Below are 25909 nucleotides of genomic sequence, written 5' to 3'. Positions count from 1 at the left end.
ACGACCGTACGAAGGAACACTTTCACGTCACAAACCACACAGGCATCTCCCCCGTGTGCCTTGTGCCTCGTGCCCCGTGCCTTCTTCAGGTCCTCACACTCACCGCCGCCGCCAGCGCCAGCGGCGCCAGGATCAACGCCGCGGCGAACACGCCGACCTGCGGCGGCGCGCCGGGCAACGCGAACGCCGGCGCGAACGCCGACGCGCCCAGCGCCAGCCCCGCGATCGGCGCGGCACGCATCGACTGCGTCAGCATGTTCCGCGGCTCGCGCACCAGAAACGCCGGCAGCACCAGCACCAGCGCCAGCAGATTCCCAGCCATCGTCGCGTAGCGCCCCCAGCGGATGCGCTCGAACCGCTCGCGCGTCTGGGGCTCCATCGGCGCGCCCTCGAACATGTCGCCGATCTGTCTCCACGACAGGTTGTTCCCGTAGCCCTCGAACCGTCTGGTCACGAGCACGCGCGGGTTGAGACTCGTTGCGATCCGATCGACCGCGTCGGGCCCGGCGCGACCGTTCTCGAACCGCCACCCGCCCCCGTCCCACGACGCCCGGTCCGCCTGGATCCGCCGCGCCACGCGCCCACGCTCGTCGCGCTCCCACACAAAGACGCCCTCGAGCGTCTCCGTGTCGGCGTCGAACACCCGCGCGTACCACAGCCGGCCCGAGCCGTCCTTCACTACCGGCGTCTCGAACGGGCGCAATTCGCGGCGCAGCGCGTCGGTCGAGCCGCGCGTCAGCAGGTGCGCCACCTTGGGCATCACCAGCTCCTGGTTCAGCGCCTGCAGCGCCGTCACGCCCAGCGCCACGACTAGGAAGGGCGCCGCCAGACGCTGCAGACTCACCCCCGACGCCAGCGCCGCCACCAGCTCGCGCCGCTTCACCAGCTGCGAGCAGGTGAACCCCATCGCGATCACCATCGTCAGACCCGCGATCGCGTTGAACAACTGCAGCAGGCGCGGGCCCCACAGGTCGATCACCCACAGCGTGGTGTTCACGACATGGCGCACCGACCCGCTCTCGCCCGCCAGCTCGGCGCCCACGCGCACGAAGCGGTTCAGGTTGAGCAGCACGTCGATCGCCACCGTCAGCGACATCAGCAGCACGAGCAGCGTCGCGAGATTCACGACGAACTGACGCGCGATGTAGCGATCGAGGATCCGCACGAGACACTCAGCTCCGATTCATCGCCTCGCCAGGCGGACATACTCGACCAGTGTAAACACGCCCAGGATCAGCAGCGCGCCCCACAGCAGCGCCAGCCCCACGGGCCCCCGCTCGGTCGCCACGTTCTGCCCCGAGCTGATCGCGATCACCGTCGCCAGCGACGGGAAGAAACTCCTCAGATACACCAGCAGCGGGCGCGCCTCGTGCAGGCGCAGCGCCGCCACCGCGCCCGCCATCAGCATCACCAGGCACGCGAACGACATCGCGACGCGCTCGTGCATCAGCGCCAGCGCCTCGTTCTTGGCCGTCAGCACGCGCTTGCGCAGGCTCTTCGCGCGCGACCGGATGTCCTCCACCGTCGCCGCGTCCGTCGAGTTCGGCGCGGCGCCAAGCCCCACGCGCGAGTCCGCCTTCGCCAGCAGCCCGTCCGAGCCGAGCCGGAACAGCGACGCGAGGTCCGCCCCGGCCAGCCCCAGGTCGCGCAGCTCCAGGCGCGTGCGAACCGTCTCGCCCGGCGCCGACGCCGACGCCGACCCCGGCTCGCGCGTCGCCACGCCCTCGAGGTCGAGCGTGATGGTCGGCACGCCCGCGACGCCCCGGGATTCCTCGACGCGGATCCACGCCCGCTCGGCGCGCTGGATGCGCGCGCGCCCGTCCTCGAGGCGCCAGAGCACCTCGACGCCGCCCTCGCCGCGAGGGGGCAGCAGCTCATAACGCGAGCGCGACTCATCCCAGCGCAGGCCGCCCGCCGTCAGCCGCGCCCACTGGCCCTCCGGGTCGACCAGCGGCAGCACGCCGTCGCCCTCGATGCTCAGCCGGATGGCGCGCCGCGTCTCGTCGATCGCCAGCGCCTGAGCCAGTTCGCGCTTCTGCCGGTCGACGCCCGTCACCGAGTCGGGGTTGCGACGCAGCTCGCGCAGCCCCTTCCAGTCATAAAACTTCGGCTTGTCGCGGAACGCCCCCGGCACCGCGAAGCGGTAGACATCCCCCGCGGTCTGCGACGACCCCTGCCCCTCGCGCACGATCGATTGATTGATCAGCTGCAGCACGACCGTCGTCGTGCTCGCGCCGCGCTGCGCGCCCTCGGTCGTCGCGTCGGGCACGCCGCTCGTCGACGACAGCAGCGTCCCGCTCGCTCCCGCCGCCCCCGCCGCGCCGGGCCCGACCTCGCCGTCGAACAGCCAAACGACGGCGCGCTGGGCGGTGGCTTCCCACGACAGGCCCCCGGCCGGGTTCGGGCTGATCGCCAGCACGCCCTCCAGCAGCAGACGCTCGCGCGCGCCCGAGACGGGGTCGGGCCCGAGCCGGTCCGCCGTGTCGGCGTGGATGATCGCGTCCTGGATGCGCAGCGAGTCGCCCCGCTCCACCGCGTTCACCAGCAGCTGCGCGATGTCGCGCGTCACAAGCTCTTCCATCTGGCGCAGCAGCCGGGGGATGAGACTGTGCTGCAGCACCAGCATCACGATCAGCAGCAGCGCGCCGACGCTCAGCGCCGGCAGCAGCAGCGTCCGATGCCCGATCCCCCCGGCGTACGCGGCGTTGGCCTCGTTGTCCGACGCGAAGCGGTGGTACGCCAGCGTCGCCGCGAACCCCGCCGCGAAGGGCAGGGCGTACTGCAGCATCGGGGGCGCCGCCAGCGCCATGAAGCTCAGCGCCTGCCCCGCCGTCAGCGTGCCCTCCGCCAGGGGCTTCACCGCCGTCGAGAACGCCACGATCGACACCAGCACCGACGCGCTGACCACCACCAGACGCAGCAGGTCGGCGCTCAGCATCTTCAGGATGGTCCGGGGTATCCGCGGGCGCATGCGTGTGTGCATCCTGCGCTCCCCGACCCCTCGCGGCAAGCCGGGCCGCGCGTTCTCGGACGAATCCCGTTCGGGACCGGGAACCGCGCGTCCCGGGGTTCTCCCCCGTCAGGGTCCCGGTTTCTCCGGGGTTTGGGCAAGTCACACCGGTTCTTTCGGGCCGATCCCCGGCGCGAGGGGCGTTCGCCCAAACCCGCGACCACCGAACGCCGACACTCGGTCATGGAGGAAGGTCCACACCCCGTTCGGACATCCCACCAGGCACGCACCCCAGGCGAGAGCGATTCACTCGTGCGACCCACGACCCGCTCATCCCGAAACTTCCGGGGCGCCCAGCGCGCGGCGGTGACGCTCCTCGAAGCGCTCCTCGCCAGCGCCATCCTTCTCATCACCGTCCTCGCCCTCACCAGCGCCATCGCCGCCGGCCAGGCCGCCTCCCTCGTCAGCCAGAAGCTCTTCCTGGGCGCCATGGTCATCGACGACCTGCTCAGCGAGCTCTCCGGCGTCCCCTACGACGACCTGCCCGACTTCGACGAGCTCGTCCAGAACCCCGGCGCCCTCGAGACCGTCGACGGCGCGCCCTACCCCCAGGCCTACTGGCCCGTCGGGCGGCGCGTCGAGGTCCTCGACGTCACCATCAAGGAATCCGCCAGCGGCGCGATCATCCGTGGTCGTTCCGTCACCGTCTTCGCCTTCGACGACACCGGCGAGCTCTGCTCCGCCACCCTCTTCATCGCGGAGCCCGCGTCGTGACCCGCGCGCACGCCCCATCACGCCGCGGCCTCACCCTCGTCGAGCTGCTCCTCGCGTCCGCCGTCACCGCCATGGTCGCGATGGCCATCGCGTCGATGATGACCTCGGTCAGCAGCGTCGCGCAGGGCGACCGCGAGAACCGCTCGTCGCTCCTGCGCGCCCACGCCGTGCGCGAATCGCTCCGCGCCTATGTCGAGCCCTCGCTCGCGCCCGTGCAGCTCTCGGCCGACGCGTCGTCCGTGGCGCTCTGGCTCGAGGACGATGTGTCCCCCGGCTTCGCGAACCTCCTCGAGCTGCGACTCATCCGCTTCGACAGCGCCGGCCAGCGCATCCTCGCCGAGCGCGTCGCGTTCCCGGAGGTCTGGCACGCCGTCCTCAAGCAGAACTCCAACAGCGTCATCACCAGCGCCATGAACCCGATCGCGATGATCGAGGCCTTCCGCTCCATGGGCATGACGCGCGAGGTCGTCCTCGCCTCCGGCATCGACGCTGTCCGCTGGTCCGTCAGCGACGAGGCGAATCTCAGAAACTCCGCGCGCCTCCGCGTCGAGTTCGACCTGATCGCCGCAGACCCCGGCGACGCGACCACGACCACCATGCTCGCGGCGTTCGGCCTCGCCGATCACAGGAGCCCTTCGCGATGAACGCCACACGACGCACCACCGCCGCTCGCCCGCGCGCCTCCCGCCGCGGCGTCGCGATGCTCCTCGTGCTCGTCGCGCTCGGCACCGCGACCGTCATGGGCTCCGCCTATGTCGCCAGCCGCGACGCCGCACCGGCCATCGCCGCCAACGCCGAGGTCTCCAGCAACGCCAAGTGGGCCGCCCAGTCCGGCGCCAACCTCGCCATGGCCATCCTCCAGACCTCCGTCGCCCCCAGCGACGACCTCACGGACGGCGCGATCGTCGCCAAGGCCGCCTTCCGCCTCGGCGAGACCGACGCCTTCGTCACCAACACCTCCGGCGAGCAGGTCGCCGCCACCGACCGCTTCTACCTCGTCAGCGCCATCGGCGGCGCCGGCCAGATCGGCTCCATCCAGCAGAAGCGCGTCATCCGCCGACCCACCAACCGGCTCACCGAAGCCATCGACCCCACGCTCCCAGAGTTCGCCGCCTTCGCCGTCGATCGCCTCCGCGTCGAGAGCGGCGCCTTCATCGCCCCCTGGCCCGACAGCGTGCGAGGGCCATCCCTCTATACCGCCAACGTCGGCGTCGCCTTCGCCCCGTCGGGACAGCTCAGCGTCTCCGGCGCCAGCACGCTCGCGAACGCGCGACTCGTCGTCAGCGACAACGCCACAGCATCCCTGCGCGACGCGGCGTCCGCCGCCCCCTTCGCCGGAGGCGTCGTCAGCGACCTGGTCTTCCCCTCCGCCAGCGTGCGGGTCCCCTCCGCCCTCACCTCCATCGCCCCGGGCATCCTGGGCGTCTCGTCGATCACCGCCCTGCTCCCCGCAACCGTCGCGCCGGGCCCGACCGCCAACGTCTCCGCCAGCAGCGGCGGCGTCGTGACCTTCAACGGCGCGCTCGGGCGCAACTACTCCGTCCACAACCTCACCGCCAACAACGGCACCATCCGCGTCTCGGGCGATGTCCGCATCCTCGTCCGGAACGACTTCGAGCTCTACGACCGCTCCGCGCTCGAACTCATCGGCGCCGATTCACGCGTCGAGATCTATGTCTACGACGATGTCACCATCGCCAACTCCGTCGTCGGCTTCACCAAGTCCCTCGGCAACAACACCTCACGCACCTACCAGAGCGTCTCCGGCGTCGTCGACTCCTCGCGCGTCAAGATCTTCGTCATCGACACCCACGGCGGCGGCGAGGCCGACCAGGTCGTCTCCCTCTCCTCCCGCGCGCTCGTCGCCGGCGCCATCCACGCGCCCGGCGCCTTCGTCGACATCGCGTCCAACTCCGCCGTCATCGGGCGCGCCGCCGCGCGAGACCTCCGCATGCGCGACAACGCGTCCATCCTCTACGACCACGCCCTCAACCGCGGCGGCGGCATCGCCGACACCCTCGGCCCCGTCTACGACCCCGAGCGCTTCCCCGTCCTGCGCAAGGCGCTCGCCACCTTCGACAACACCCAGGGGCTCAACTCGCTCATCGCCCACATCGTCACCGTCTTCGAGGGCGAGGGCGTCGAGCCAGACCCCGACGACGACGCGCGCGTCATCAGCGCCACACTCCCCGACCCGCGCGACCCGCTGCGCAACATCGTCGTCGCCGATTTCCTGGGCGCCGTCCGCGCCATCGAGGCCGGCGCGCTCCCCGAAGCCACCTTCTTCGGCGCCACCCTCGCCGCCGGCGACGACAGCACGCTCGCCACAACCGTGAAGGGGCTCGCCTCGACGCAGCGCTCGAACCCGTCGACCGTCCGCAAGAACGCACACGCCGACAAGGAAGCGTCGGAAGGCGGGATCGTCTCCGTCACGCCATGACCCGCATGCCACGACGCAACCCCACCCCGCGCGCCTTCACGCTGATCGATGTCCTCGTCGTCATGGCGGTCCTGTCGATCGTGCTCTTCGCCGTCATCCCCGCGTTCTCGCGCGACGATCGGACGCGACTCGTCGCCGCCGCCAACCTCTTCACCGCAGACCTCCAGAACGCGCGCATGCTCACCGTGCAGGACCCGGGCGACCCCGTCCGCGTCGTCGTCAGCCCGGCAGGCGCCGGCTGGTATCTCGCCCGGCACTCCGATCCCGACACGCCGATGACGCTCCCCAGCGGCGTCGGGGGCGACTGGCGCATCGTCTTCGGCGAGGGCCCCGCCTCCAACCTCTGGAGCGTGCGGCTCGCCCCGGGCGGCGTCGACCCCGACACCATCGTCGCCGGCGCGCTGCCCTTCGTCCGCTTCGACGCCTTCGGGCGTCTCGCCCCGGCGGTCGATGTGCGCTTCGAGCTCTCCACCGAGAACGACGCCCTCGTCGTGCGCATCCGCGCCGAAACGGGCGACGCCTACATCGAATAAGCCCCCTCGCGCGATGGTACACTGCGCCCATGGCGCAGCGCCGGCACCACTACGAGCAGGCGTTCGAACACTACCTGCGCGCCCGGCGCGTGCCCTATGTCGCCGTCGACGAGGCACGCCGCACCCTCCTCCCGGCCAGCGCCGCGCAGCCCGCCCAGGCACTCAAGTCCTTCGACTTCGTTGTCTACGGCCGGCGCGACAACCTCCTCCTCGACATCAAGGGACGCAAAATCGCGCGCCGGTCCGGCTCGGGCGCGTGGAGCGCCCTGCAGAACTGGGTCACCCTCGACGACATCGACTCCCTGCGCGCCTGGCGCACCCTCTTCGGCGAGGGGTTCGAGGCATGCTTCGTCTTCGTCTACTGGTGCGACGAGCAGCCCCCCGACGGGCTCTTCCACGAGGTCTTCACCCATCGCGACCGCTGGTACTCCGTCCGATGCGTCTCGCTGCCCGAATACGAAGCGAACATGCGCCCACGCTCGCCGCGATGGGGCACCGTCCACCTGGGAGCCAGCGCCTTCCAGCGCGTCAGCACGCCCTTCTGCCCGGCTGGAACCGACACCGCCCCGCACGCGAACCACGCTTTACACCCCCTCGACTCCCTCGTACCGTGAAGACGATGACCAACGACGCCGACACCCACGCCCCCGCCCGCGCCGCGCGACCCCTCGCCGCCGCCTCCGCGCTCGCGCTCTTCGCCGCGTCGCAGGCCTTCGCGCAGAGCGGCTCGGGACCCCCGCTCCCGCAGGCCGCCGACGAGCCACCGACCTGGCTCTACTTCATCATCGTCGGGCTCCTCGTCGCCGCCACCGTCGGCGCGAGTCTCCTCCCCAGCAAGCGCGGCCACCTCGACTGACCCACCACCCCGTCGGAGGCGCACCCATGCAGCGCGCTCGATCACACCGCCCGTACCGCTCGCTCATCCTCCTCAACGCCGCCCTGCTCGCCGCCCTCGCCGCGACCACCTTTGCGCCCAGCGCCGACGCCCAGCAGCCCGCCCAGCGCGTCCGCGGCCAATACACCATGGTCTCGGGCCAGATCCAGGGCCTCAACCCGCGAGGCGTCTACATCGTCGACGCCGCCAACATGGAGCTCATCGTCAGCTCCTGGGACATCTCACGACGCTCCCTCGACTTCATCGGCTTCCGCGACCTCAACGCCGATATCCGCAACACCCAGACGCGCCCGCGATGACGCACGGAGACCACGCCATGAACACCACCGCGCGACACCGCGTGCAGCCCGGCGTCGGCGCCCTCTGGGCCAGCGCCTTCGTCCTCGCCGCCCTCGTCGTCGTCCAGGCCGGACGCCTCGGCGCAGGCGCCCAGGCCAGGGCCGATGTCTCCAGCGTCGGCGAGCTCACCATCCTCACCTCCGACACCGGCAACCGCGAGGACATCGTCTTCGTCATGGACGCCCGCTCCGACGCGCTCCTCATCTACGGCGTCGAGAACCGCAACCGCGTCGAGCTCTACCAGAACATCAAGCTCACCGAATTCTTCACCCAGGCGCGCAACCAGCGCGCACCCGGCGGCTTCACCCGCCCCGGTCGCTGAGCCGATACACTCCCTCGGCCCGCCGCGCACGCTCCGAGCGCGCCGGGCCTTTGCTCGCGTGAACACCCCTGCGCCCGTCGGCCGACGCAGGGGGCCGAAACCTCCAGACCGACGACAAACGCCTCCTCCCCCACGCGCGGCTCTTCCGCGCACGCTTTCCCAACGCGCGAGCACCCCATGTCCATCTTCCCCCTCCAGCAGTTCGAGGCAGACCTCGCCGAGGCCGACCGCGAGGCCTACGAACGCCTCAAGCCGCCCACCTCCATCGTCGTCCGCTTCGGATCGATGAAAATGGTCGGAGAGTTCCCCTACGACGGGGACGCCAAGCCCGGCTGCGGCTCCAAACTCGTCGTCAAGACCCATCGAGGCGTCGAAGTCGGCGAGATGCTCACCAGCACCTGCCCCAACTCAGGCTGCTCCAAGAGCGTCACGCGCCAGCAGATGCTCGAGTACATCGAGAACTCCGGCGGGCCCGACTACCCCTTCACCACCGAGGGCCGGGTCATCCGCATCGCCACCATCGACGACCTCAACCGCCAGAGCGCCCTCGACGCGACCCGCCCGGACATCGTCCGCAAGGCCCGGGCCCTCGTCGACGAGCACGACCTGCCCATGAAGATCGTCGACGCCGAGCCCATCCTCGGGGGCGAGGTCCTCACCCTCTTCTTCACTTCCGAACACCGCATCGACTTCCGAGAGCTCGTCCGCGCCATGGCACGCGAGTTCCACGCGCGCATCGAGCTCCGCCAGGTCGGCGCACGCGACGAGGCACGCCTCATCGCCGATTACGAACGCTGCGGCCAGCACTGTTGCTGCAAGAACTTCCTCAAAGTCCTCAAGCCCGTCTCCATGAAGTCCGCCAAGGTCCAGAAGGCCACCCTCGACCCGCTCAAAATCAGCGGACGCTGCGGCCGGCTCATGTGCTGCCTCCGCTACGAGGACGAGACCTACGACTCCCTCAAAAAGAACCTCCCCAGGCGAGGCACGCGCGTCGGCACGCCCGAGGGCGTCGGCGTCGTCATCGACACCCAGATCCTCACCCAGCTCGTCCTCGTCGATCTCGACCCACCCGAGGGCGACCCCAACCCACAGCGCAAGCAGGTCGCCGTCCCCGTCGAAGACCTCGTCGACCCCGCCGACGCGCCCAAGCGCGCCAGCGACCCCTTCCGCGGCATGCGCCAGGCCAAGGTCGAGCGCCGCGTCGCACCGTCCCCCGACGCCAAGGACGCCCAGCAGGACGCCTATCGCGAACGCGCCCAGCGCGACGACGCGCGCCAGCAGCGAGGCCCCAAGCCCCGCGGGCCCGCCAGCGAAATCGACGAGATCATGTCGGGCCTCGACGCCGACGCGCCACCCGGCGCAACCCCCGGCGAGCCGGGGCAGGGCCCCGCGCCCAAAAAGCGCAAGCGCCGCCGCAAGAAAAAGCCCGCCGCCCCGGGCGACGCGCAGGCCGGCCCGCCCGCGCCCAGCGCCCCGCCCGACGCGCAGCCGCGACAACCCCGCGAGCCACGCGCCGGCGATCGCGCGCCCGGCGACGAGCGGGCCTCCTCCTCGCGCCCCGGTCGCAACCGGCGCAGCAAGCGGGGGCGCAGGCGGCGCGACGGCCGCGGCGACTCGCCCGGCCCCGCCCCCGGCGCGTGACGCGCACTCGTCGCCACGCTCTACGATGACCAACGATGCACGACGAGCCGTCTCGAGCACCCCATCCTGAGCACGGCTCCATCCGCGGCACGATCACCGCGATGCTCATCGCGTTCGTCTGCGTCCTCGTCTTCCGCGCCTTCGTCGTCGAGGCGTTCATCATCCCTACCGGCTCCATGGCGCCCACCCTCCTCGGACGCCACGCGCGCCTCCATTCGCCCCAGACCGGCGCGACCTGGACCATCGGCGCCGCCCCTCGCGCCGGCGCCGCGATGCGCGCCGACGCCGACGACCCCTACACCGCCCTGCGCACCATCGACGACGACGCCCCAGTCCGCTCCGGCGATCGCATCTTCGTCTTCAAGCCGCTCTCCTTCTTCCGCGACCCCGACCGCTGGTCCGTCGTCGTCTTCAAGAACCCCGAGAACCCCGACGAGAACTACATCAAGCGCCTCGTCGGCCTCCCCGGCGAGCAGGTCTGGCTCGTCGACGGCGATGTCTTCACCCGCGCCGGCGACCACGAAGAATGGCGCATCGCGCGCAAGCCCGATCGCGTTCAGCGCACCCTGTGGCGCACGCTCTACTCCACCGAGCACGCGCCCCTCGACGCCGGCGACCCCTCGCTGCGCTGGCGCTCGCCCTGGCTGCTCACCCTCGACGACAACTCCCGTATCGACACCTCGGGGCGCACGGTCCGCGTCGACACGCCGGCTCGCGCCACGCTGCGATGGGACAACGCGCTCCGCGCCGTCGACGACGCCAACCCGTACAACGACTCGCCCTCGCTCCGCGGCCTCCCCGTCTTCCGCACCGGCGATGCTCGCTTTCGCGCCGGCGTGCGCCCCGACGACGACTCCCTCGCGGTCTCGATCGTCCTCGGCGCTCGCGCGCACGAGTTCCTCGTCGACATCGCTCCCGGCGCTCTCCGCCTCTCGATGCGCCGCGCCGAGGGCGAGGGCGCCAGCGAGCGATGGACCGTGCTCGACGAGCGACCCTTCCCAGGCCTGCGCGCCGGGCGCTGGCACGACCTCCAGCTCTCGCACGCCGACCAGCGCGTCGAGGTCTCGCTCGACGGCCGCGCAGTCCTGCGCCACGAACTCGACTGGTCACCCCTCGATCGCCTGCGCTTCGCGACGGGCATGACCGAGACGCGCCTGGCCCAGGTCCTCGCCGACGCCAACTCGCGCGCCCTCGCCGAGCCGGCCACCTACCGACACGCCGAGGCGCGCGTGCGCGCGTCGTTCGAGGGTTCCGCCTTCACGCTGTCGCGCGTCGGGCTCGACCGCGATGTCTCGTTCCAGCCCGCCTACCGCGAGGCGGGGCGGTTCTCGGGAGAAATGGCCTTCGCCTCGCACCCCATGCGCCCGGCGCGCCTGAACGACCTGCAGATGCTGGTGCTGGGCGACAACTCCGCCGCCAGCCGCGACGGTCGCCTGTGGGACACGGTCGACACGCGCGTCGCGGCGCAGATCGACCCCACCATCGGCGTCGTCCCGCGCTCGCTCGTGTCCGGGCGCGCGTTCATGGTCTACTTCCCGGCGCCCCACGCGCTGCGCATCGCCGGCGAGCGCAAGCCGCTCGTGCCCGACGCCGGGCGCGTCCGCTTCATCCGCTGAGGGACCGGCTCACTCCCCGGCCGACGCGCGCAGCTCGCGCACGCGATCGAGGCGCTGCCGGTGCAGCTCGCGCTGGGGCTCCAGCTTCGTCAGCGCCCACACATGACGCTCCGCCGACGCGAGGTCGCCGCCCACGAGCGCGATACGCGCCGCCAGCTCGCGCAGCTCGGCGTTGTACGGCGCGATCGTCGTCGCGCGATCCGCCTTGGCCGCGGCACGCGACAGGTCGTCGATCGCCTCGTACCGCTGCGCCAAAGCGGCGGCGTACGCGGCGGTGCGCTGCTCGCGCGCGTCCAGGAATTCCAGGTGGGGGATCGCCGCGTCCGGGTCCGCCCCGGCCAGGTACAGCTGCGCCAGCAGGCGGTGGGGGGTCGGGTCCACCGGGCGCGCCCTCGCGTAGCGCTCGAGCGTCTCGATCATGTCGGGCGTCGCGACGCCCTCGCGCTCGCGCAGCGAGAGCTGGATCAGCGCCTCCAGCGCGCCGGGGTGATCCGGGTAGAGCGCAACCCACGCCTGCGCCTGCTCGATCGTCGGCCGGGGCAGCTCGATCGGCTCCACCCGCTGCGCCGCCAGCCCGGCGACGCGCATCGCGCCGGCGCGCGCCGCGTCGCGCAGACGGGCGCGAACGATCTCGGCGCCCTCCTCGCTCGCGAGGAAGCTCTCGAAACGCACCACGCGCAGGTCCGGCTCGGGCGAGAGGCCCCACGCCATCACCTGCTCGCCGGCCCAGGGCAGGAACAGCGCGAAGAACTCATCCCCGCCCATGCCGAGCACGCGCCGGAACGCCTCCTCCTCGCGCACGCCCTGTGCGTACAGGTCCATCAGCTCCAGCGGCGCGCGCTCCCCGAAACGCTCCACCATGAACTCGTACATCCAGTGGCCCTGCGCGTACGCCTGCGCGCGGTCCGTCGGCTTCTTCGGACGCACGAACGCCGTGTTGATGTCGCGAAGGTTGAACAACTCGCGGCGCTCCAGCGCCGTCGCCAGCAGCACGCAGGTGTCGTAATCCCGGGGCGCCAGCTCCAGCCACACCGCCGCCGCCTCGGTGAACCAGTGGGGGATGCGGTTCCTCGTGCGCGACAGCGTCACCGTGTGCACGTACTCGTGACGAACCACGCGCACCCAGTCGTACACGCCCGAATGGTTCGGGCCCAGGCGCGGCGTCTCCATCGCGATCACCGGCCCCGTCGCCGCCGCGATCGTGTGGATCGCCGGCATGCCCGTGATCCGCACCGCGAACCAGCTGTGGTTGGGCATCAGCTCGAGCGTCGTCTTCACCGCCGGCTCGTGGTCGATCGCCGTCGCGACCACCCCGTGGATCTCGTCGAGGATCGGCAGCATCTCGCGCGCCAGCACCTCGTCCACGCCCGGCTTGTAGCGCACGATGAAATGATCGCCCTCGAGCGTCGAATAGGTCACCAGCTCTTCGAGCAGCGTCAGACTGTTCCGCGCGCGCGTGTTGTACGGGTCGAGCTTCGCCACGCGCCGCAGCGCGTCCAGCGCGTTCGCGTCGCGTCCGGACTGCAACTCCAAAAGACCCAGTTCGATCAGCGGCGCCGGCCAGTTGGGCAGGCGATCGCTCGACAGACGCAGGTACTCCGCCGCCGGCTCGTACTGGCGCGCCTCCGACAGCGCCGCGCCGACCGCGAACAGCGTGTCCGGCGCGCCGGGCGACAACTCGTCCGACAGCGCGAGCAGGTCTTCGAGTCTGCCCGGCTGATACCGCACCGCCGCGATCGCGGCCCGCATCGCCAGCCCCTCGCGCTGGAACGGGTGACGCTCCGCCCACGGCGCGAGCGCCTCGTCCGCGACCTCGGGCTCGTTCTGACGAAGCCACGAGCGCGCACGGATCAGCGCGCCCTGGAACGACGAATCGGTCGGGTCGCCCGAGACATCGCACGCCATGTCGTCGAGCGTGCCGGCCACGGTCCTCGCCGCGTCCATGTTGAAGCCGTCCACGTGCAGCCGGCCAAGCAGCGCCCACGCGTCGGCGGCCCGCGGGTTCAGCGAGAGAACCTCCTGCAGCGCTTTGGCCGCGTCGTCGCGCGCGTCTTTCTCGTAGAGAAGCTCAGCCTCCGCCAGCGCCGCGGGCCAGTACAGCCGGTCGAGCCGGCGCGCCTGCGCCAGCAGGTCCAGCATCGCCTGATACCCGCTCGCCGGCTCGCCGCGCAGGCGCGCGCGCACGCGCAGCATGCGCACCGCGTCCACGATCTCGGGCGCCGTCAGCGAACGGTCGGCGCGCAGCGCGCCCTCAGCAGCAGCCGCCTCGACCAGCGCGTCGTCGAACCGGCCCAGATCGGTCAGCGCCTGCGTGCGGACCCGCGCCGCAGCCAGCGACGCGTCGCCCTCGAGCAGCGCGATCGCCGCCTCGGGCTCGCCCCGGCGCAGCGCCGCCTCGGCGCGCAGCGCGGTCGGCGCCTCGACACGGCGCAGCGACGGGTCGTCCCACACGCCCGACAGCAGCGCCGCCGTCGCGCGCCGGTCCGGGTCGCGCAGCTCCGCCGCCGTCCACACGCCGTGGAACACGCGCAGCGCGCCGCGCTCCTCGTCGGTGGTGTACGGCGCGTCGATCAGACGCTGCACCGCCGGCGCCACCGCGATCGCGGCCGGCCGGGGCTCGGCCTGCTCGGGCGCGTGCGACCACGCCGGCGCGCACACGCCCGCCAGCGCGACCAACGCCGCCGCCAGCGCGCCGCGTCCGCGGCAACGGTCAGCGCGAGGGCGCATCGATCTCCATCTCCTCGAGCGCGGGCAACTCCTCGATCTGCACCTGCCAGCCGGCCCCCGCCGGGGGCTCCTTCACGTTCAGCATCCCCTCGGGCAGCGGCGCGTTCGCCTTGGGCGATTCGAGGTACACGATCGACTCATCGCCTCCACGGTTCACCGTGATCGCCATCCGGGGAAGCAGCGTGCCCTTCTCGTACCACAGCCGGATCGTCCGGAACTCGTCGTCCTCGTTCACGCCCGGTCGCGGCGTCAACAGCAGCTGATACGTCCCCAGCAGCCAGTCCGGCACGCCCCAACTCTCCGGCAGGCCCTCGCGCGCCGGCAGCAGCTGCGCGTCGTAGCGCGCCAGGATCTCGTTCGCGTCCTGCCCGATCGGGATCGGCATCGGACCTTCGCCGATCTTCAGCGGGTCGAACGGCTGCCCGGGGCGCGACACCTCGCGCTTCACGAACTGCTTCTGCGCAGGACGCATCTCCACCAGCCAGCGACCGTCGAACACCCAGGTCTGCGGGTCGTCCTCGTACCGCCCCGCCACCTGCAGCGACGAGAACACGATCGCGAACGCGCGCGAACGCTGGCCAGCGTTGTTCAACTGGTTGCTGAAGTACAGCGTGCCCCGACGGATGTGCCGGTCGCCCTGCAGCTTGAAGCGCCGGTCGTACACCACCGGCGCTTCGAGCGTGCGCATCGTGTCGCCGGCGCGCTCCAGCGCCACGAGCAGATCGCGCGCCGTGCGGAACTCCCCGTCGGCGCGCTGCGCCTGCGATTCGGAAGTGGGGGAGCCGCCGGGGGCGGGGGCGGGGGCCGGGGCGGGTTGGCGCTCGTCGCCGGGCTTGCTGGGCGCTGGGCGCCCCATCTGCGCGCACGCGACAGTCCCGGTCATCACGATGCCCGCGATCAGCACGCCCGTTCGAATCGTCCGCTCTCTCACTGGCCGGCTCCTTGCACCATCGTTGCCCGACTCCGGGACCAAATCGCCCGGGCCGATCCATTCATCGGCTCGGCGCCGATCGAGGGTTGGGCGATGTTCGCCGCAACCTTCACTTCCGACGCGCCGCCGCCCCGCTTTGTTCGCTCCCCCCCCTGCGCGAGCGAGGGAACAAACTCCCGACGCCGGGAATCCATATCCTGACCCGGCGTCGAACCGACTCCCGCCGGGACGGTTGAACCCACCGATCCCGGATCGTCACACGGAGACCCCTCATGCGCCCAGCCAGCGTCCTGCTCGCCCTCGCGTCCTCCTCGTGCCTCTTCCTCGCGCCGTTCGCCCTCGCGCAACAGGGCGCGCAGCAGGCCCGTGTCGAGGTCCCCGCCGAGCACGCCGCGAAGGGCAAGGTCTACCGCGTGCACCCGGTGAAGGACGCGCAGGTCACCTTCACCTCCGACGCGGCCCTCGAGCACATCAAGGGCATCAGCAACCGCGTCAGCGGCTACGCCGTCGCGCCCAACCCCTCCTCGTCCAGCGCCGACAAGCCCGAGGGCGAGCTGCTGGTCGGCAGGTTCGAGCTGCCCGTCGCGTCGATGGACACCGGCATCCCGATGCGCAACGAGCACATGAAGGGCGACCGCTGGCTCGGCGCCGCGGAACACCCGAACATCACCTTCGTCATCAAGGGCTCCGAGGGCGTCACCCTCGCCAGAGAGGATTCGTGGTTCCGCACCTACGACGCGACGCTGGTCGGCGACATGACCGTCAAGGGCGTCACGCGCGAGATGAAGATCCCGGCGCGCCTGACCTTCATGCCCGAGAGCGACCGGACCAAGGCCCGCGCCCCGGGCGATCTGCTCGCGATCCGCGCCCAGTACTCCATCACGCTCAGCGACTTCGGCGTCGCCGTGGGCGATCAGGCCATCGAGTCCGGCATGGTCTCGAACGAGCTCGGGCTCGACACTTTCCTCCTGCTCACCACCTTCGACCCCGCCCAGCGCGCCGCGCCGGGCGCCGGCGGCGAGCGTCCCGGCCGTCCGACCAACCGCGAGTAAGGCATCCCGCATGCGCACGCTCCGCATCTTCACGCGCCTGATCGTCGTGGTCTGCGCCGGCGCGATCGCCCTGCAGTCCTACACGCTCTGGCGCGAGACCCGCATCGAGGGCTACACCTTCACGCGCTACTACGACCAGGCCCGCGCCCAGCAGCAGCGCGACGCGAAGGAAGAGAGTCTCGCCGACCTCTTCGAGGGCACCGGCCTCGAAGACAACACCGGCGCGATGGAAGAGATCCCCAACCGCTTCATGCTCGGCCTGCTCCCGGCCGGCGCGGGCCGCGACGCCGTGAGTCTCCTCACCCTCGCCGGCCCGGCGCTGCTGGTGATGCTCTTCGCGGCGATGGGCATCGTGGGCGAGGTCTTCCGGAAAGACCCGCGCACCGCCTCCGGGCCCGGGTCATGACGACCCGTCGCGACCCATCGCGTTGAGGAACTCCTCCAGCACCACCGCCGCGGCCAGCGCGTCGCGCCGGCCCTTCTTCTGCTTGTGCGTCAGACCCGACTGCGCCATCCGCCAGTCGGCCTGCGCGCTCGTCAGACGCTCGTCCTGGTAGCGAACCTCCAGCCCCGTCGCCTGCGCCACGCGCTCGCCGAACGCGCGGACCTTCTTCGCCTGCGCGCCCTCGCTGGCGTCTTCCATGTTCAGGGGCAGCCCGATCACGATCCCGTCGGGCCGGTGATCGTCGGTCGCCTTCGCGATGGCGCGCAGCAGGGCCTCGCCGCGCGCGCCCTCGCTCATGGGCAGCTCGATGACATCGACGGGCGACGCGATGCGCGAGCCCTCGTCGCCGACCGCGACGCCGGTGCGTTTATCGCCCAGGTCGAGCGCGAGCCAGCGCCGTGCGCGAGGGGCGAAGGCCATACGCGCGTCAGGCGCCTTCGCGCAGCGCCGCCGCCGTCGTCGGCGCGGTGGTCACATCGTCCAGGCGCAGCGGGCTGAAGCGCGAGCCGGCGATGGGGATGCGCCGGTTGACGTTGTCCTTGGGCATGAAGGGCATGGCAGCCATCGCGGCGGCGACCACGAGGATGTTGAGGATCAGCAGCTGCCAGATCGCGGTCCACCCGAAGGCGACCCACACCGCCGTCGCGACGACCAGCCCGATCGACACCGGGATCATCCCGCCCCAGGCGAGTTTCATCACCTGGTCGAAGCGCACGCGCGGGATCGTCCAGCGGATGAGCATCATCAGGCACACGACCATCATCACCTTGGTGAACAGCACCGCGAACTTGCCCAGCGCCGGCAGCAGGCCGACGGACTCGGGGCTGGTGAAGGGGATGAAGGGCAGGTGGTACCCGCCGAAGAACAGCACGACGAGGATCGCGCTGCTCGTGATCATGTGGGCGTACTCGGCCAGGAAGAACAGCGCGAAGCGCATCGAGGAGTACTCGGTGTGGTACCCGCCCACGAGCTCCTGCTCCGCTTCCGCGTTGTCGAACGGCGCGCGGTTCGCTTCGGCGAGGATGCAGACGAAGAACAGCAGCGCCGCCAGGGGCTGCGACAGCACGAACCAGCCCATGCCGCCGATCTGCTGCTCGACCATCTCGTCGGTGCGCACCGTGCCCGAGAGCAGGACCACCGCGAGGATGCTCGCGCCCAGGGGGATCTCGTACGAGATCATGCCCGCCGTCGCGCGGAGCCCGCCCAGGAACGAGTACTTGTTGTTGCTCGCCCACCCGCCCAGCGTGATGCCGTAGACGCCCAGCGACGCGACCGCCAGCAGGTAGAGGAACCCGATGTTGATGCTCGCGCCGATGACCTGCGCCGTCCCGCCCTTGACCAGCAGGAAGTCGCCGATCGGCGAGCGGATGTCGGGGACCTCGAGGTACCCGCCCCAGGGGATGATCGCGAAACCGATGAGCGCCGGGATGACGATCGCGATGGGCGCGAGCGTGAACAGCGCCTTGTCGACGCGGCTGGGGGCGTAGTCCTCCTTGAGGAAGAACTTCATGCCGTCCGCCAGCGACTGGCCCAGACCCCAGAACCCGAACTTGATGGGGAGCACCCCGAACGAGAACCCCGTGCGGTTGGGGCCCAGGCGGTCCTGGATGTACGCCGAGATCTTGCGCTCCAGATAGATCAGGAGCGTGATGTTCCCGAGGATCACATGCACCACGATCACGAGCGTGATGATGCTCACGAAGTTCTGGGCCGAGAGAAGGTGCTCCATGGGGCGGGATGGTAGCGGGGGGGACCCACGAGAGTCGGCGTCACGCCCGGGCGAGCCCGCAATCCTCTTATGCAGGCCCCGCGCCCGCCTCGCCAGCCCTCGGCCACGCCAGCACGCCGATATCGCTCCGGGTCTGCCCCTCATCCCCGGCGTAGACCACCACCGGGCGAGGGGCGGCCCGGTCGCCCAGCGCCGAGCGCACCCGAAACGCCGTTGACGCGACATCCCCCGCCAAGGTCTGCCCCGCCTTCACCTCCACAATGCGCAACCGCCCGGCGTTCTCCACGAGCAGGTCCGCTTCCACGCCGTTCTGATCGCGATAGAAGTACACCCCGCCGCGCTCGCCCCGGTTGGTCCTGGCCTTCACCACCTCCGAAACCACCCACGACTCGAAGATCGCGCCGCGCAGCGGGTGCGCCCGCAGTTGCTCCGGCTCGCGGATCCCCAGCAGCCAGCACACCAGCCCGGTGTCGTAGAAATGCAGCTTCGGCATCCTCGTCAGGCGCTTGCCGATGTTCCCGCTCCACGGCGGAAGCCGGAACACGAGGAAACTTGCCTCTAGGATCGACAGCCACGCCTTCGCCGTGGGCTGAGACACGCCCGCGTCCGACGCGAGCGACGAGTAGTTGATCAACTGCCCGGTCCGCCCCGCGCACAACTCAACGAACCGCTGAAACGCCGTCAGGTCCCCGACATTCGAAACCGTCCGCACATCGCGCTCGATGTAGGTCGCCACATACGCCGACAGCCAGTCCGAAGGGGGAATCTCCCGGTCATAGATCCTCGGGTAACCACCCGTGAACATCGCGCCGTCTGGTGTCCGCGGCGGATCGTCGAACCGCGTCACCTCCGGGTACGACAAAGGCAGCAGGTGCAGCACCGCCGAACGACCCGCCAGCGACTGGCTCACCGAACCCAGCAGCGCGAAGTTCTGCGAACCCGTCAGGATCCACCTCCCCGGCGTCGGATCCTCGTCCATCAGCGGCTGCAGATACGAGGGCAGTTCCGGAACGCGCTGGATCTCGTCCAGAATCGCCCCGCCACGCAAACCAGACAGAAAGCCGCGCGGGTCGTTCTGCGCAAAGTCCCGCGTGTCAGGCGCTTCCAGATTCACATAGGCATGGCCCGGAAACAGGGCCCGGCAAAGCGTCGATTTCCCGCTTTGGCGAGGCCCCGTCAGCGTCACCGCCGGGAACGCCTTCGCCGCCGCGACCAGTCTGGGGGCCAGATCACGCTCAATCATCGCCCCAAGACTATCGTCATTCTTCAAGACAACTCAAAATCAAACTTTGAATTGTCTTAATTCAACCCCCTTTCCCGCACCCCCCGCAGTGAACCTCTTTCCCGCCCCGGCGCGCGCCAGCCCCCGCCAAGGGGTTGTACCATCCCACCATGAGCACCCTCGCCACCGGTTCAGCACCCCAGTCGTCGCTCTCCGAGGCCGCCGCCGCCTGCGCGCCCTACCGCGAGCTCCTCGCCCACCTGCGCGACGCCGCCGTCCTCGACTCGGTCCGCTCCCTCCTGGGGTGGGATCAGGAGACGATGATGCCCCCGGCCGGGGCCGAGCTCCGCTCCGACCAGCTGGCCGCCCTCTCCTCCATCGCCCACGAGAAGCACACCCACCCCCGCCTGGGCGACCTCCTCGCCCAGTGCGAGCAGGACGCGTCCCTCAAGTCCGACCCCGACGCGCAGGCCAACCTCCGCTGGGTGCGCCACGACTACGACCGCGCTACGCGCCTGCCCACCGCCCTCGTCGCCGAGATGGCCAAGACCTTCAGCCAGTCCATGGACGCCTGGAAGGACGCGCGCGCCAAGTCCGACTTCGCCGCCTTCGCCCCCTGGCTCTCCAAGGTCGTCGACCTCAACCGCAAGAAGGCCATGTGCTACGCCGGGACCAGCGCCAGCGGCGTCGATCTCTACGACGCCCTCATGGAGGACTTCGAGCCCGGCATGACCGCCGCCAAGGTCGACGCGCTCTTCGCGCCCCTTCGCGCCCGGCTTGTCCCCTTCATCGAGGCGATCCGCACCAGCGGCAAGCACCCCTCCGACGCGCCCCTCAAGGTCAAAGTCCCCGTCACGCTCCAGAAGGAATTCAACAAGTTCGTCGCCGCCTCCGTCGGCTTCGACCTCTCCGGGGGACGCCTCGATGTCTCGACCCACCCCTTCAGCGAGACCGTCGGCCCCGGCGACACGCGCATGACCACGCGCTACCGCGACGACGGCGTGCCCGAGGCCCTGCTCACCACCCTCCACGAATCCGGCCACTCGCTCTACGAGCAGGGCCTGCCCAAGCGCGAGAAGTTCGGCCAGCCCCTCGCGTCCTACATCTCGCTGGGCATCCACGAGAGTCAGAGCCGCATGTGGGAGAACATGGTCGGACGCTCGCTCGCCTTCTGGAAGTGGTGCGCGCCCGAGATGAACGCCCGCCTGGGCGGCGCCTTCGCCCAGCACAAGCCCGACGACCTGTTCCGCGCCGTCAACGCCGTCAAGCCCCACTACATCCGCGTCGAATCCGACGAGTGCACCTACAACCTGCACATCATGCTGCGCTTCGACATCGAGCGCGCCCTCATCGCGGGCGAGCTCGCCGTCAAGGACGTCCCGGCGGTCTGGAACGAGCGCATGCGCAAGGACCTGGGCCTCGAGGTCAAGGAAGACCGCATCGGCTGCCTCCAGGACGTCCACTGGTCGATGGGCGCGATCGGGTACTTCTCGACCTACACGCTGGGCAACCTCTTCGGCGCGCAGTTCTGGGAAACCATCAACCGCGACATCCCCGACCTCGACGCGAAGATCACGAAGGGCGAGTTCGCGCCGCTCCTCGACTGGACGCGCGAGAAGATCCACGCCCACGGCCGACGCTACCCGGCGCTCGACCTCTGCCAGCGCATCACCGGCAAGCCCCTGGGCCACGAAGCCCTCTGCAACTACCTCGAGCGCAAACTCAAGCCCATCTACGGGCTGTGATGGGAAGCAGGCACGAGGCACGAGGCACGAGGCACAAGGCACGAGGCAAGAGGAAGAGAGAGAGAGAAGACATGTTGCGCGATCACACGCGCATTCCCACTCTCCCCCGATTGCCCATTGCCGATTGCCCATTGCCGATTGCCGATTGCCTGGCCCCCGTGCCTTCCCCTCAAGCCATCTCCGCGAGTTCCTCGCAGAACACCGCGTTGACCGCCGCCATGCGCAGCAGGCCCGAGGGCGAGAACTCCAGCACCATCCCCACGCCCGGCGCGATGATCGTCATGTCGTGCGCGCCCGAACTGTCGTCCGACGCGGCGCGGCAGAGCGCGCCGAGCATCGTGGGCAGCACGTGAAAGTCTCTCGTCGACAGCGCCAGCGGGTCGCGCGTGTTCAGGTGCAGGGCCGCGTCCGCGTCGATCTCCAGCCACGATTCGTCGCTCGACAACTCGAACGACAGCGTGTCGCACACATTGCGCCACAGCCCCACCGGCACGATGTAGACCTCCGCCACGCGATGCTTGTGCAGCAGGTCCTCCACGAGCGCGGGCAGGCGCTCGCTCGCGTCCGCGACGCGCGTGCCGTCGAGCCCGGCCCGCGTCAGCGCGCGCTCCGAGCCCACCACGCCCCGGTGCACCTCGCGGACCGGCTTGCTCGAGGGCTCCAGGTCGAAGCGCACCAGACCCTCGGACGCGACCTCCACCACGCCAGCGGCGCGAAGGTCGGGAAACAGCTCTTTCGCGCTCAGGAACTCCACGCCTTTCCCTTCGGAGCCGGTGACGCACCGACGCGCCCCTTCGGGGGCTGGACGACGACGAATTTACCCTGTTTCACCACGCGTGCAACCCCACCACCCCGAAAACCGGCCTGAGACCCCCAGACACCCGATCGGGAACGCGCCCGCTCCCTCCGATACACTCGATCCGTGACGACGACCGTCCTCGACCTCCGCGCCGCGCCCCCCCAGGAGCGCGCCGCCGCCGCCAGGCGCGCCGCCCAGACTCTCCGAGAGGGCGGCCTCGTCGTCGTCCCGACCGAAACCGTCTACGGCATCGCGGCCCTCGCGTCCTCCGACGCGCCACTCGCCGCCCTGCGCGCCCTCACCGGCCTGCCCGACGCCGCCCCCCTCGCCTGGCACGCCGCGGACCCCGACGCCGTCGCCGCCGTCGTCCCGCTCCGCTCCGCCCTGCACCGGCGCGCCCTCGAGCGCCTCGCACCCGGCCCCGTCACCTTCCTCGTTGAACTCCGGCCCGACGAGCTCGAGCGCGCCCGCGCCGCGCTGGGCGTCCGCCCCGGCGCGATCGACGACGCCTCCTCCATCCTCCTGCGCATCCCGGCCCACGAGACCCTGCGCGACGCCCTGCGCGCCGTCGCCGACCCCGTCGTCATCGCCGGCGCCGCCCCCCGCGGCAGCGCGCCCCCGGTCGACGCGCGACTCGCCTTCGACGCTGACGCCCTCGCGCGACTCGCCCTCGTCCTCAACGACGGGCCCACGCGCCTCCAGCGACCGTCCTCACTCGTCAAACTCTCGCTCGACGGCACGCTCGCCGTCCTGCGCGAGGGCGCCGTCGACGAGCGCCGCATCCGCGCACGCCTCTTCCGCTCCATCCTCTTCGTCTGCTCCGGCAACACCTGCCGCAGCCCCATGGCCGCCGCCATCGCCAACGACATCATCGAGAAGCGACGCGCCCAGACCGGCGCCGACCCCACCGACGCGCCCCTCGTCGCCGAATCCGCCGGGACCGGCGCGATGCGCGGCGCCCCGCAGACGCCCGAGGGCATCCGCGCCCTCGAAACCATCGGCGTCGCGCCCGGGCCCCACCAGAGCCAGCCACTCACCCGCGAACTCATCGAAGACGCCGAACGCGTCTATGTCATGACGCCCCAGCACCGGCGCGCCGCCGTCGAACTCGCCCCCTGGGACGCCGACAAGATCGAGCTCCTCGACGCCGAGGGCGCCGCCATCCCCGACCCGATCGGACACCCCTTCGAGGTCTATGTCGAGACCGCCCGGCGCCTGCGCGAACTCATCGAGCGACGCGCCGCCGAATGGGACGAGCCCGCCGCCACGCCCGCGAAGTCCACAGGAGACCACGAATGAAACTCGCCGTCGGAGGCGATCACCGGGGCTACGACGCCATCCAGCGCATCACCGAGCACCTCACATCACGCGGCCACGAGGTCAAGGTCATGGGCCCCTGCACCCGCGAATCCTGCGACTACACCGACGCCGCATGGGCCGTCGGCAGCGCCATCGCCAGGGGCGACGCGCAGATGGGCATCCTCGTCTGCGGCACGGGAATCGGCACCTGCATCGCCGCCAACAAGATCCCCGGCGTCCGCGCCGCCCTCGTCCACGACGAGATCACCGCCCAGATGTCGCGCTCCCACAACGACGCCAACATCGTCTGCGTCTCCGCCGACCTCCTCGGCATGCGCCTCATCGAGAAAATCATCGAGATCTGCCTCTCCACGCCCTTCTCGGGAGGCAGACACGCCAAACGCCTGCGCAAACTCGCCGAGATCGAGCACGGACGCGACCCCGCCGCCGTCGTCAACGGCGAGAACGGACGCCCCTGACGCCCCGCCAGCCCGCGCTCATCGCAGCAGCCAGTCCACCACGCCACGCGTGTCCGAAAGATCGTCCACCGCGTGCTGCGCGCCCGACTCCAGCAGCTGCGCCGCGCTGAACATCCCCGTCCCGACCCCCAGACAACGACACCCGTTGAGCAACGCGCACGACACGTCGTGCGGCGTGTCGCCGATGATCGTCACACGCTCGGGCGCGATCCGCACGCTCCGACGCGCGTGGTACCGCTCGAACGCCACCGGCGGAAGATGCTCGCGCCGCGGCGGCCTGTGCGGCGAGTCGCTCCCCCACACGCACACCTCGAAGATCGCGGGATCGATGCCGGCGCCCGCGATCTTCATCGCGCCCGTCTCGGGATAGTTCCCCGTCAGCACACCCAGCGTCAGCCCCTCTTTGTCGCGCAGCGCGAGCAGCGAATCGATCGCGTCGCGCACGCCCGGCAGCGCACGCACGCGCCCCGGCTCCGACGCGAGCGCACGCTCGAACGCCCCCGTGTACCGCACGCGAAAGTCGTGGATCGCCTCGTCGCTGGGCTCGCCCCCGTGACGCGCGATCAGCTCCGCGATGATCACCGGGTCCAGCGACCCGGCGAACGACACGCCGTCGATCGCGAACCGCGTGCCGAACAGCTCGCGCCCGACCTCCTCGATCGCCTCGATCCCGGCCCGCTTGGTCGTCAGCATCGTCGCGTCGATATCGAACAGGATCAGCGTCACGCCATCGACTCCTTCACCGCGCCCAGAAGCGCGTCCACATCGCCCCGCTCCGTGTCGAACGAGCACATCAGCCTCGCCAGACGCCACGACGGGTCGCCGAACAGATAGAACCCGAACCCGCGCCGCCGCAGAGACTCTTCGAGCGCCGCGTCCATCTGGATGAACACGCCGTTCGCGTCCACCGAGTAGGGGGTCTTCAGCCCCAGCGCCGACAGCCCCGACGCCAGCTCCCGGGCCATCGCGTTCGCGTGGAACGCCGACGCCAGCCACGAACCGCTCTCCAGCGTCGCCGCGAACGGCGCGCTCACGAACCGGTGCTTGCTCAGCAGGTGCGCCGACCGCTTGCGCAGCCAGGGCAGGTCCTCGCTCGCCCGCACGCCCGCGTCGCCGAACAGCAGCACCGCTTCACCGAGCGCCAGCCCGTTCTTCGTGCCCCCGAAACTCAGCGCGTCCACGCCCGCCTCCGAGATCATCGCGCGGCAGACACGCCTCGCCGACGCGCGATCGTCCCACGACATCCCCAGACGACGCATCACCGACGCGACCGCGTTCGCGAACCGCGCGCCGTCCACGTGCGCCCGATACCCCAGACGGTGCGCCACGCCGCACACCTCGCGCAGCACCTCGGGCGTGTACACCTCCCCGAACTCCGTCGAGGTCGAGACCGTCAGCGCGCCCGGCGCCGGCTGGTGCACATCGCCACGATTCGCCGCCATCGCCGCACGCTCCACATCCTCCGGCGTCAGCTTGCTCGCGATGGGTCGCGCGAACCGCGCGTCGCACTCGCCCGGGGGCGGCGCGCTCGGCTCGATCGTCGTCGTGCGGCAGCCCGTGTACATCTCGGGCGCCGTCGACTCGTCGTCGTTCCAGTGCGCGTGCGAGTGGCACAGCACCCGCTGCCACGGCCTCGTCAGCGCCGAGACCGCCAGCACGTTCGCCGCCGTCCCCGTCGCGACGAAGAACACCCCGCGCAACGCGTCGCCGAACAAGTCGCGGAACGCCGCCTCCGCGCGCTCCGTCCACTCGTCGCCCCCATACCCCGGCGCGTGCGCGGCGTTCGCCCCCACCATCGCACGCATCGCCTCGTCCGTGATCCCCGCGTTGTTGTCCGACCGAAACGCCCGTCCCATACTCACCTCTCCCTTCTCGCTCTCTCTCTCTCTCTCTCTCTCTCTTCCCTGCTCCCCACTCCCTGCTCCCTGCTCCCTCCCCCCTCGTGCCCCGTGCCCCGTGCCCAATGCCTTC

At 70.8% G+C, this 25909-nt stretch carries 25 protein-coding genes; 15 read left to right on the top strand and 10 right to left on the bottom strand.

The window, feature by feature from the left end; genetic code table 11:
* Nucleotides 1–85 precede the first annotated feature (85 nt).
* Both KF684_10575 and KF684_10570 read right to left on the bottom strand, forming a co-directional pair.
* Complete coding sequence (locus tag KF684_10575; protein ID MBX3353363.1) at nt 86–1165, bottom strand: LptF/LptG family permease; 1080 nt, start codon at nt 1163–1165, stop codon at nt 86–88.
* A gap of 18 nt (nt 1166–1183) precedes the next feature.
* Nucleotides 1184–2983 carry an LptF/LptG family permease gene (locus tag KF684_10570; protein MBX3353362.1) on the bottom strand — a complete coding sequence of 600 codons (1800 nt, stop codon included), beginning with the start codon at nt 2981–2983 and terminating at the stop codon, nt 1184–1186.
* Nucleotides 2984–3262: 279 nt separating this feature from the next.
* Between KF684_10570 and KF684_10565 the strand changes: the two genes are divergently transcribed.
* The 10 genes from KF684_10565 (at nt 3263) to KF684_10520 (ending at nt 11510) form a co-directional block, all read left to right on the top strand.
* Nucleotides 3263–3724: a hypothetical protein gene (locus tag KF684_10565; protein ID MBX3353361.1), complete on the top strand. Its 462-nt coding sequence runs from the start codon at nt 3263–3265 to the stop codon at nt 3722–3724.
* Entirely contained in the window at nt 3721–4368 is a 648-nt protein-coding gene (locus tag KF684_10560) for a hypothetical protein (protein ID MBX3353360.1), read from the top strand. Before KF684_10565 ends, KF684_10560 begins: the two co-directional genes overlap by 4 nt.
* Nucleotides 4365–6164, top strand: coding sequence for a hypothetical protein (locus KF684_10555; GenBank protein MBX3353359.1), 1800 nt, complete (start codon nt 4365–4367; stop codon nt 6162–6164). Before KF684_10560 ends, KF684_10555 begins: the two co-directional genes overlap by 4 nt.
* A complete protein-coding gene (locus KF684_10550; protein MBX3353358.1) occupies nt 6161–6697 on the top strand; it encodes a prepilin-type N-terminal cleavage/methylation domain-containing protein in 537 nt (178 codons plus the stop codon). Before KF684_10555 ends, KF684_10550 begins: the two co-directional genes overlap by 4 nt.
* A gap of 29 nt (nt 6698–6726) precedes the next feature.
* A complete protein-coding gene (locus KF684_10545) occupies nt 6727–7311 on the top strand; it encodes an HYExAFE family protein (GenBank protein MBX3353357.1) in 585 nt (194 codons plus the stop codon).
* A 5-nt stretch (nt 7312–7316) separates the two neighbouring features.
* Entirely contained in the window at nt 7317–7553 is a 237-nt protein-coding gene (locus KF684_10540) for a hypothetical protein (GenBank protein MBX3353356.1), read from the top strand.
* Nucleotides 7554–7579: 26 nt separating this feature from the next.
* The gene (locus KF684_10535) at nt 7580–7891 is read left to right on the top strand and encodes a hypothetical protein (GenBank protein ID MBX3353355.1); all 312 of its coding nucleotides are present in this window, start codon (nt 7580–7582) and stop codon (nt 7889–7891) included.
* A 17-nt stretch (nt 7892–7908) separates the two neighbouring features.
* Nucleotides 7909–8253 (top strand): hypothetical protein, encoded by a 345-nt coding sequence (locus tag KF684_10530; GenBank protein MBX3353354.1) that lies wholly within the window; start codon nt 7909–7911, stop codon nt 8251–8253.
* A gap of 177 nt (nt 8254–8430) precedes the next feature.
* Nucleotides 8431–9894: a hypothetical protein gene (locus tag KF684_10525; protein ID MBX3353353.1), complete on the top strand. Its 1464-nt coding sequence runs from the start codon at nt 8431–8433 to the stop codon at nt 9892–9894.
* A gap of 35 nt (nt 9895–9929) precedes the next feature.
* Entirely contained in the window at nt 9930–11510 is a 1581-nt protein-coding gene (locus KF684_10520; protein ID MBX3353352.1) for a hypothetical protein, read from the top strand.
* A 9-nt stretch (nt 11511–11519) separates the two neighbouring features.
* On the opposite strand, the gene KF684_10515 is transcribed toward KF684_10520, so the two are convergent.
* Together KF684_10515 and KF684_10510 are read right to left on the bottom strand one after the other, a co-directional pair.
* Nucleotides 11520–14237, bottom strand: a complete 2718-nt coding sequence (locus KF684_10515; protein ID MBX3353351.1) for a hypothetical protein — start codon at nt 14235–14237, stop codon at nt 11520–11522.
* Nucleotides 14221–15168 carry a hypothetical protein gene (locus KF684_10510; GenBank protein MBX3353350.1) on the bottom strand — a complete coding sequence of 316 codons (948 nt, stop codon included), beginning with the start codon at nt 15166–15168 and terminating at the stop codon, nt 14221–14223. Before KF684_10510 ends, KF684_10515 begins: the two co-directional genes overlap by 17 nt.
* A gap of 272 nt (nt 15169–15440) precedes the next feature.
* Between KF684_10510 and KF684_10505 the strand changes: the two genes are divergently transcribed.
* Together KF684_10505 and KF684_10500 are read left to right on the top strand one after the other, a co-directional pair.
* Entirely contained in the window at nt 15441–16220 is a 780-nt protein-coding gene (locus tag KF684_10505) for a YceI family protein (GenBank protein ID MBX3353349.1), read from the top strand.
* 10 nt (nt 16221–16230) lie between these two features.
* On the top strand, nt 16231–16626 hold the full coding sequence (locus KF684_10500) for a hypothetical protein (protein ID MBX3353348.1): 396 nt from the start codon (nt 16231–16233) through the stop codon (nt 16624–16626).
* Here the strand turns inward: KF684_10500 and ruvX are convergent.
* The 3 genes from ruvX to KF684_10485 all read right to left on the bottom strand — a co-directional run bounded on the left by ruvX (nt 16621) and on the right by KF684_10485 (nt 19637).
* On the bottom strand, nt 16621–17085 hold the full coding sequence (gene ruvX / locus KF684_10495) for a Holliday junction resolvase RuvX (protein MBX3353347.1): 465 nt from the start codon (nt 17083–17085) through the stop codon (nt 16621–16623). The genes KF684_10500 and ruvX overlap by 6 nt on opposite strands.
* 7 nt (nt 17086–17092) lie before the next feature.
* Complete coding sequence (nuoH, locus tag KF684_10490; GenBank protein MBX3353346.1) at nt 17093–18394, bottom strand: NADH-quinone oxidoreductase subunit NuoH; 1302 nt, start codon at nt 18392–18394, stop codon at nt 17093–17095.
* A 67-nt stretch (nt 18395–18461) separates the two neighbouring features.
* On the bottom strand, nt 18462–19637 hold the full coding sequence (locus KF684_10485; protein ID MBX3353345.1) for an ATP-binding protein: 1176 nt from the start codon (nt 19635–19637) through the stop codon (nt 18462–18464).
* Between the two features lie 149 nt (nt 19638–19786).
* Here KF684_10485 and KF684_10480 point away from each other — a divergent pair, with 149 nt between their 5' ends.
* Complete coding sequence (locus KF684_10480) at nt 19787–21361, top strand: carboxypeptidase M32 (protein MBX3353344.1); 1575 nt, start codon at nt 19787–19789, stop codon at nt 21359–21361.
* 169 nt (nt 21362–21530) lie between these two features.
* Here the strand turns inward: KF684_10480 and KF684_10475 are convergent, their stop codons facing one another.
* Nucleotides 21531–22115 carry a hypothetical protein gene (locus KF684_10475; GenBank protein MBX3353343.1) on the bottom strand — a complete coding sequence of 195 codons (585 nt, stop codon included), beginning with the start codon at nt 22113–22115 and terminating at the stop codon, nt 21531–21533.
* Nucleotides 22116–22283: 168 nt separating this feature from the next.
* Between KF684_10475 and KF684_10470 the strand changes: the two genes are divergently transcribed.
* Together KF684_10470 and rpiB are read left to right on the top strand one after the other, a co-directional pair.
* Entirely contained in the window at nt 22284–23459 is a 1176-nt protein-coding gene (locus KF684_10470; GenBank protein ID MBX3353342.1) for a Sua5/YciO/YrdC/YwlC family protein, read from the top strand.
* Entirely contained in the window at nt 23456–23938 is a 483-nt protein-coding gene (gene rpiB, locus KF684_10465) for a ribose 5-phosphate isomerase B (GenBank protein MBX3353341.1), read from the top strand. The genes KF684_10470 and rpiB overlap by 4 nt, the downstream gene beginning before the upstream one ends.
* Before the next feature lie 18 nt (nt 23939–23956).
* Here rpiB and KF684_10460 read toward each other — a convergent pair whose 3' ends face one another.
* Entirely contained in the window at nt 23957–24664 is a 708-nt protein-coding gene (locus tag KF684_10460; protein ID MBX3353340.1) for an HAD hydrolase-like protein, read from the bottom strand.
* Nucleotides 24661–25794 carry a hypothetical protein gene (locus KF684_10455; protein MBX3353339.1) on the bottom strand — a complete coding sequence of 378 codons (1134 nt, stop codon included), beginning with the start codon at nt 25792–25794 and terminating at the stop codon, nt 24661–24663. The genes KF684_10460 and KF684_10455 overlap by 4 nt, the downstream gene beginning before the upstream one ends.
* Nucleotides 25795–25909 lie beyond the last annotated feature (115 nt).

It is taken from the genome of Phycisphaeraceae bacterium, assembly GCA_019636675.1.
Classification (GTDB): domain Bacteria; phylum Planctomycetota; class Phycisphaerae; order Phycisphaerales; family UBA1924; genus JAHBXC01.
The sequence above is the reverse complement of the archived record's forward strand: the minus strand, read 5'-3'. Positions and strand labels throughout refer to the sequence as shown.

What these genes read in the sequence shown, in the direction of transcription:
- KF684_10570 (MBX3353362.1), bottom strand. Translation starts at nt 2,983, where the DNA reads ATGCACACACGCATGCGCCCGCGGATACCCCGGACCATCCTGAAGATG.
- KF684_10555 (MBX3353359.1), top strand. Translation starts at nt 4,365, where the DNA reads ATGAACGCCACACGACGCACCACCGCCGCTCGCCCGCGCGCCTCCCGC.
- KF684_10550 (MBX3353358.1), top strand. Translation starts at nt 6,161, where the DNA reads ATGACCCGCATGCCACGACGCAACCCCACCCCGCGCGCCTTCACGCTG.
- KF684_10545 (MBX3353357.1), top strand. Translation starts at nt 6,727, where the DNA reads ATGGCGCAGCGCCGGCACCACTACGAGCAGGCGTTCGAACACTACCTG.
- KF684_10540 (MBX3353356.1), top strand. Translation starts at nt 7,317, where the DNA reads ATGACCAACGACGCCGACACCCACGCCCCCGCCCGCGCCGCGCGACCC.
- KF684_10535 (MBX3353355.1), top strand. Translation starts at nt 7,580, where the DNA reads ATGCAGCGCGCTCGATCACACCGCCCGTACCGCTCGCTCATCCTCCTC.
- KF684_10530 (MBX3353354.1), top strand. Translation starts at nt 7,909, where the DNA reads ATGAACACCACCGCGCGACACCGCGTGCAGCCCGGCGTCGGCGCCCTC.
- KF684_10525 (MBX3353353.1), top strand. Translation starts at nt 8,431, where the DNA reads ATGTCCATCTTCCCCCTCCAGCAGTTCGAGGCAGACCTCGCCGAGGCC.
- KF684_10520 (MBX3353352.1), top strand. Translation starts at nt 9,930, where the DNA reads ATGCACGACGAGCCGTCTCGAGCACCCCATCCTGAGCACGGCTCCATC.
- KF684_10515 (MBX3353351.1), bottom strand. Translation starts at nt 14,237, where the DNA reads ATGCGCCCTCGCGCTGACCGTTGCCGCGGACGCGGCGCGCTGGCGGCG.
- KF684_10505 (MBX3353349.1), top strand. Translation starts at nt 15,441, where the DNA reads ATGCGCCCAGCCAGCGTCCTGCTCGCCCTCGCGTCCTCCTCGTGCCTC.
- KF684_10500 (MBX3353348.1), top strand. Translation starts at nt 16,231, where the DNA reads ATGCGCACGCTCCGCATCTTCACGCGCCTGATCGTCGTGGTCTGCGCC.
- ruvX (MBX3353347.1), bottom strand. Translation starts at nt 17,085, where the DNA reads ATGGCCTTCGCCCCTCGCGCACGGCGCTGGCTCGCGCTCGACCTGGGC.
- nuoH (MBX3353346.1), bottom strand. Translation starts at nt 18,394, where the DNA reads ATGGAGCACCTTCTCTCGGCCCAGAACTTCGTGAGCATCATCACGCTC.
- KF684_10485 (MBX3353345.1), bottom strand. Translation starts at nt 19,637, where the DNA reads ATGATTGAGCGTGATCTGGCCCCCAGACTGGTCGCGGCGGCGAAGGCG.
- KF684_10480 (MBX3353344.1), top strand. Translation starts at nt 19,787, where the DNA reads ATGAGCACCCTCGCCACCGGTTCAGCACCCCAGTCGTCGCTCTCCGAG.
- rpiB (MBX3353341.1), top strand. Translation starts at nt 23,456, where the DNA reads ATGAAACTCGCCGTCGGAGGCGATCACCGGGGCTACGACGCCATCCAG.
- KF684_10455 (MBX3353339.1), bottom strand. Translation starts at nt 25,794, where the DNA reads ATGGGACGGGCGTTTCGGTCGGACAACAACGCGGGGATCACGGACGAG.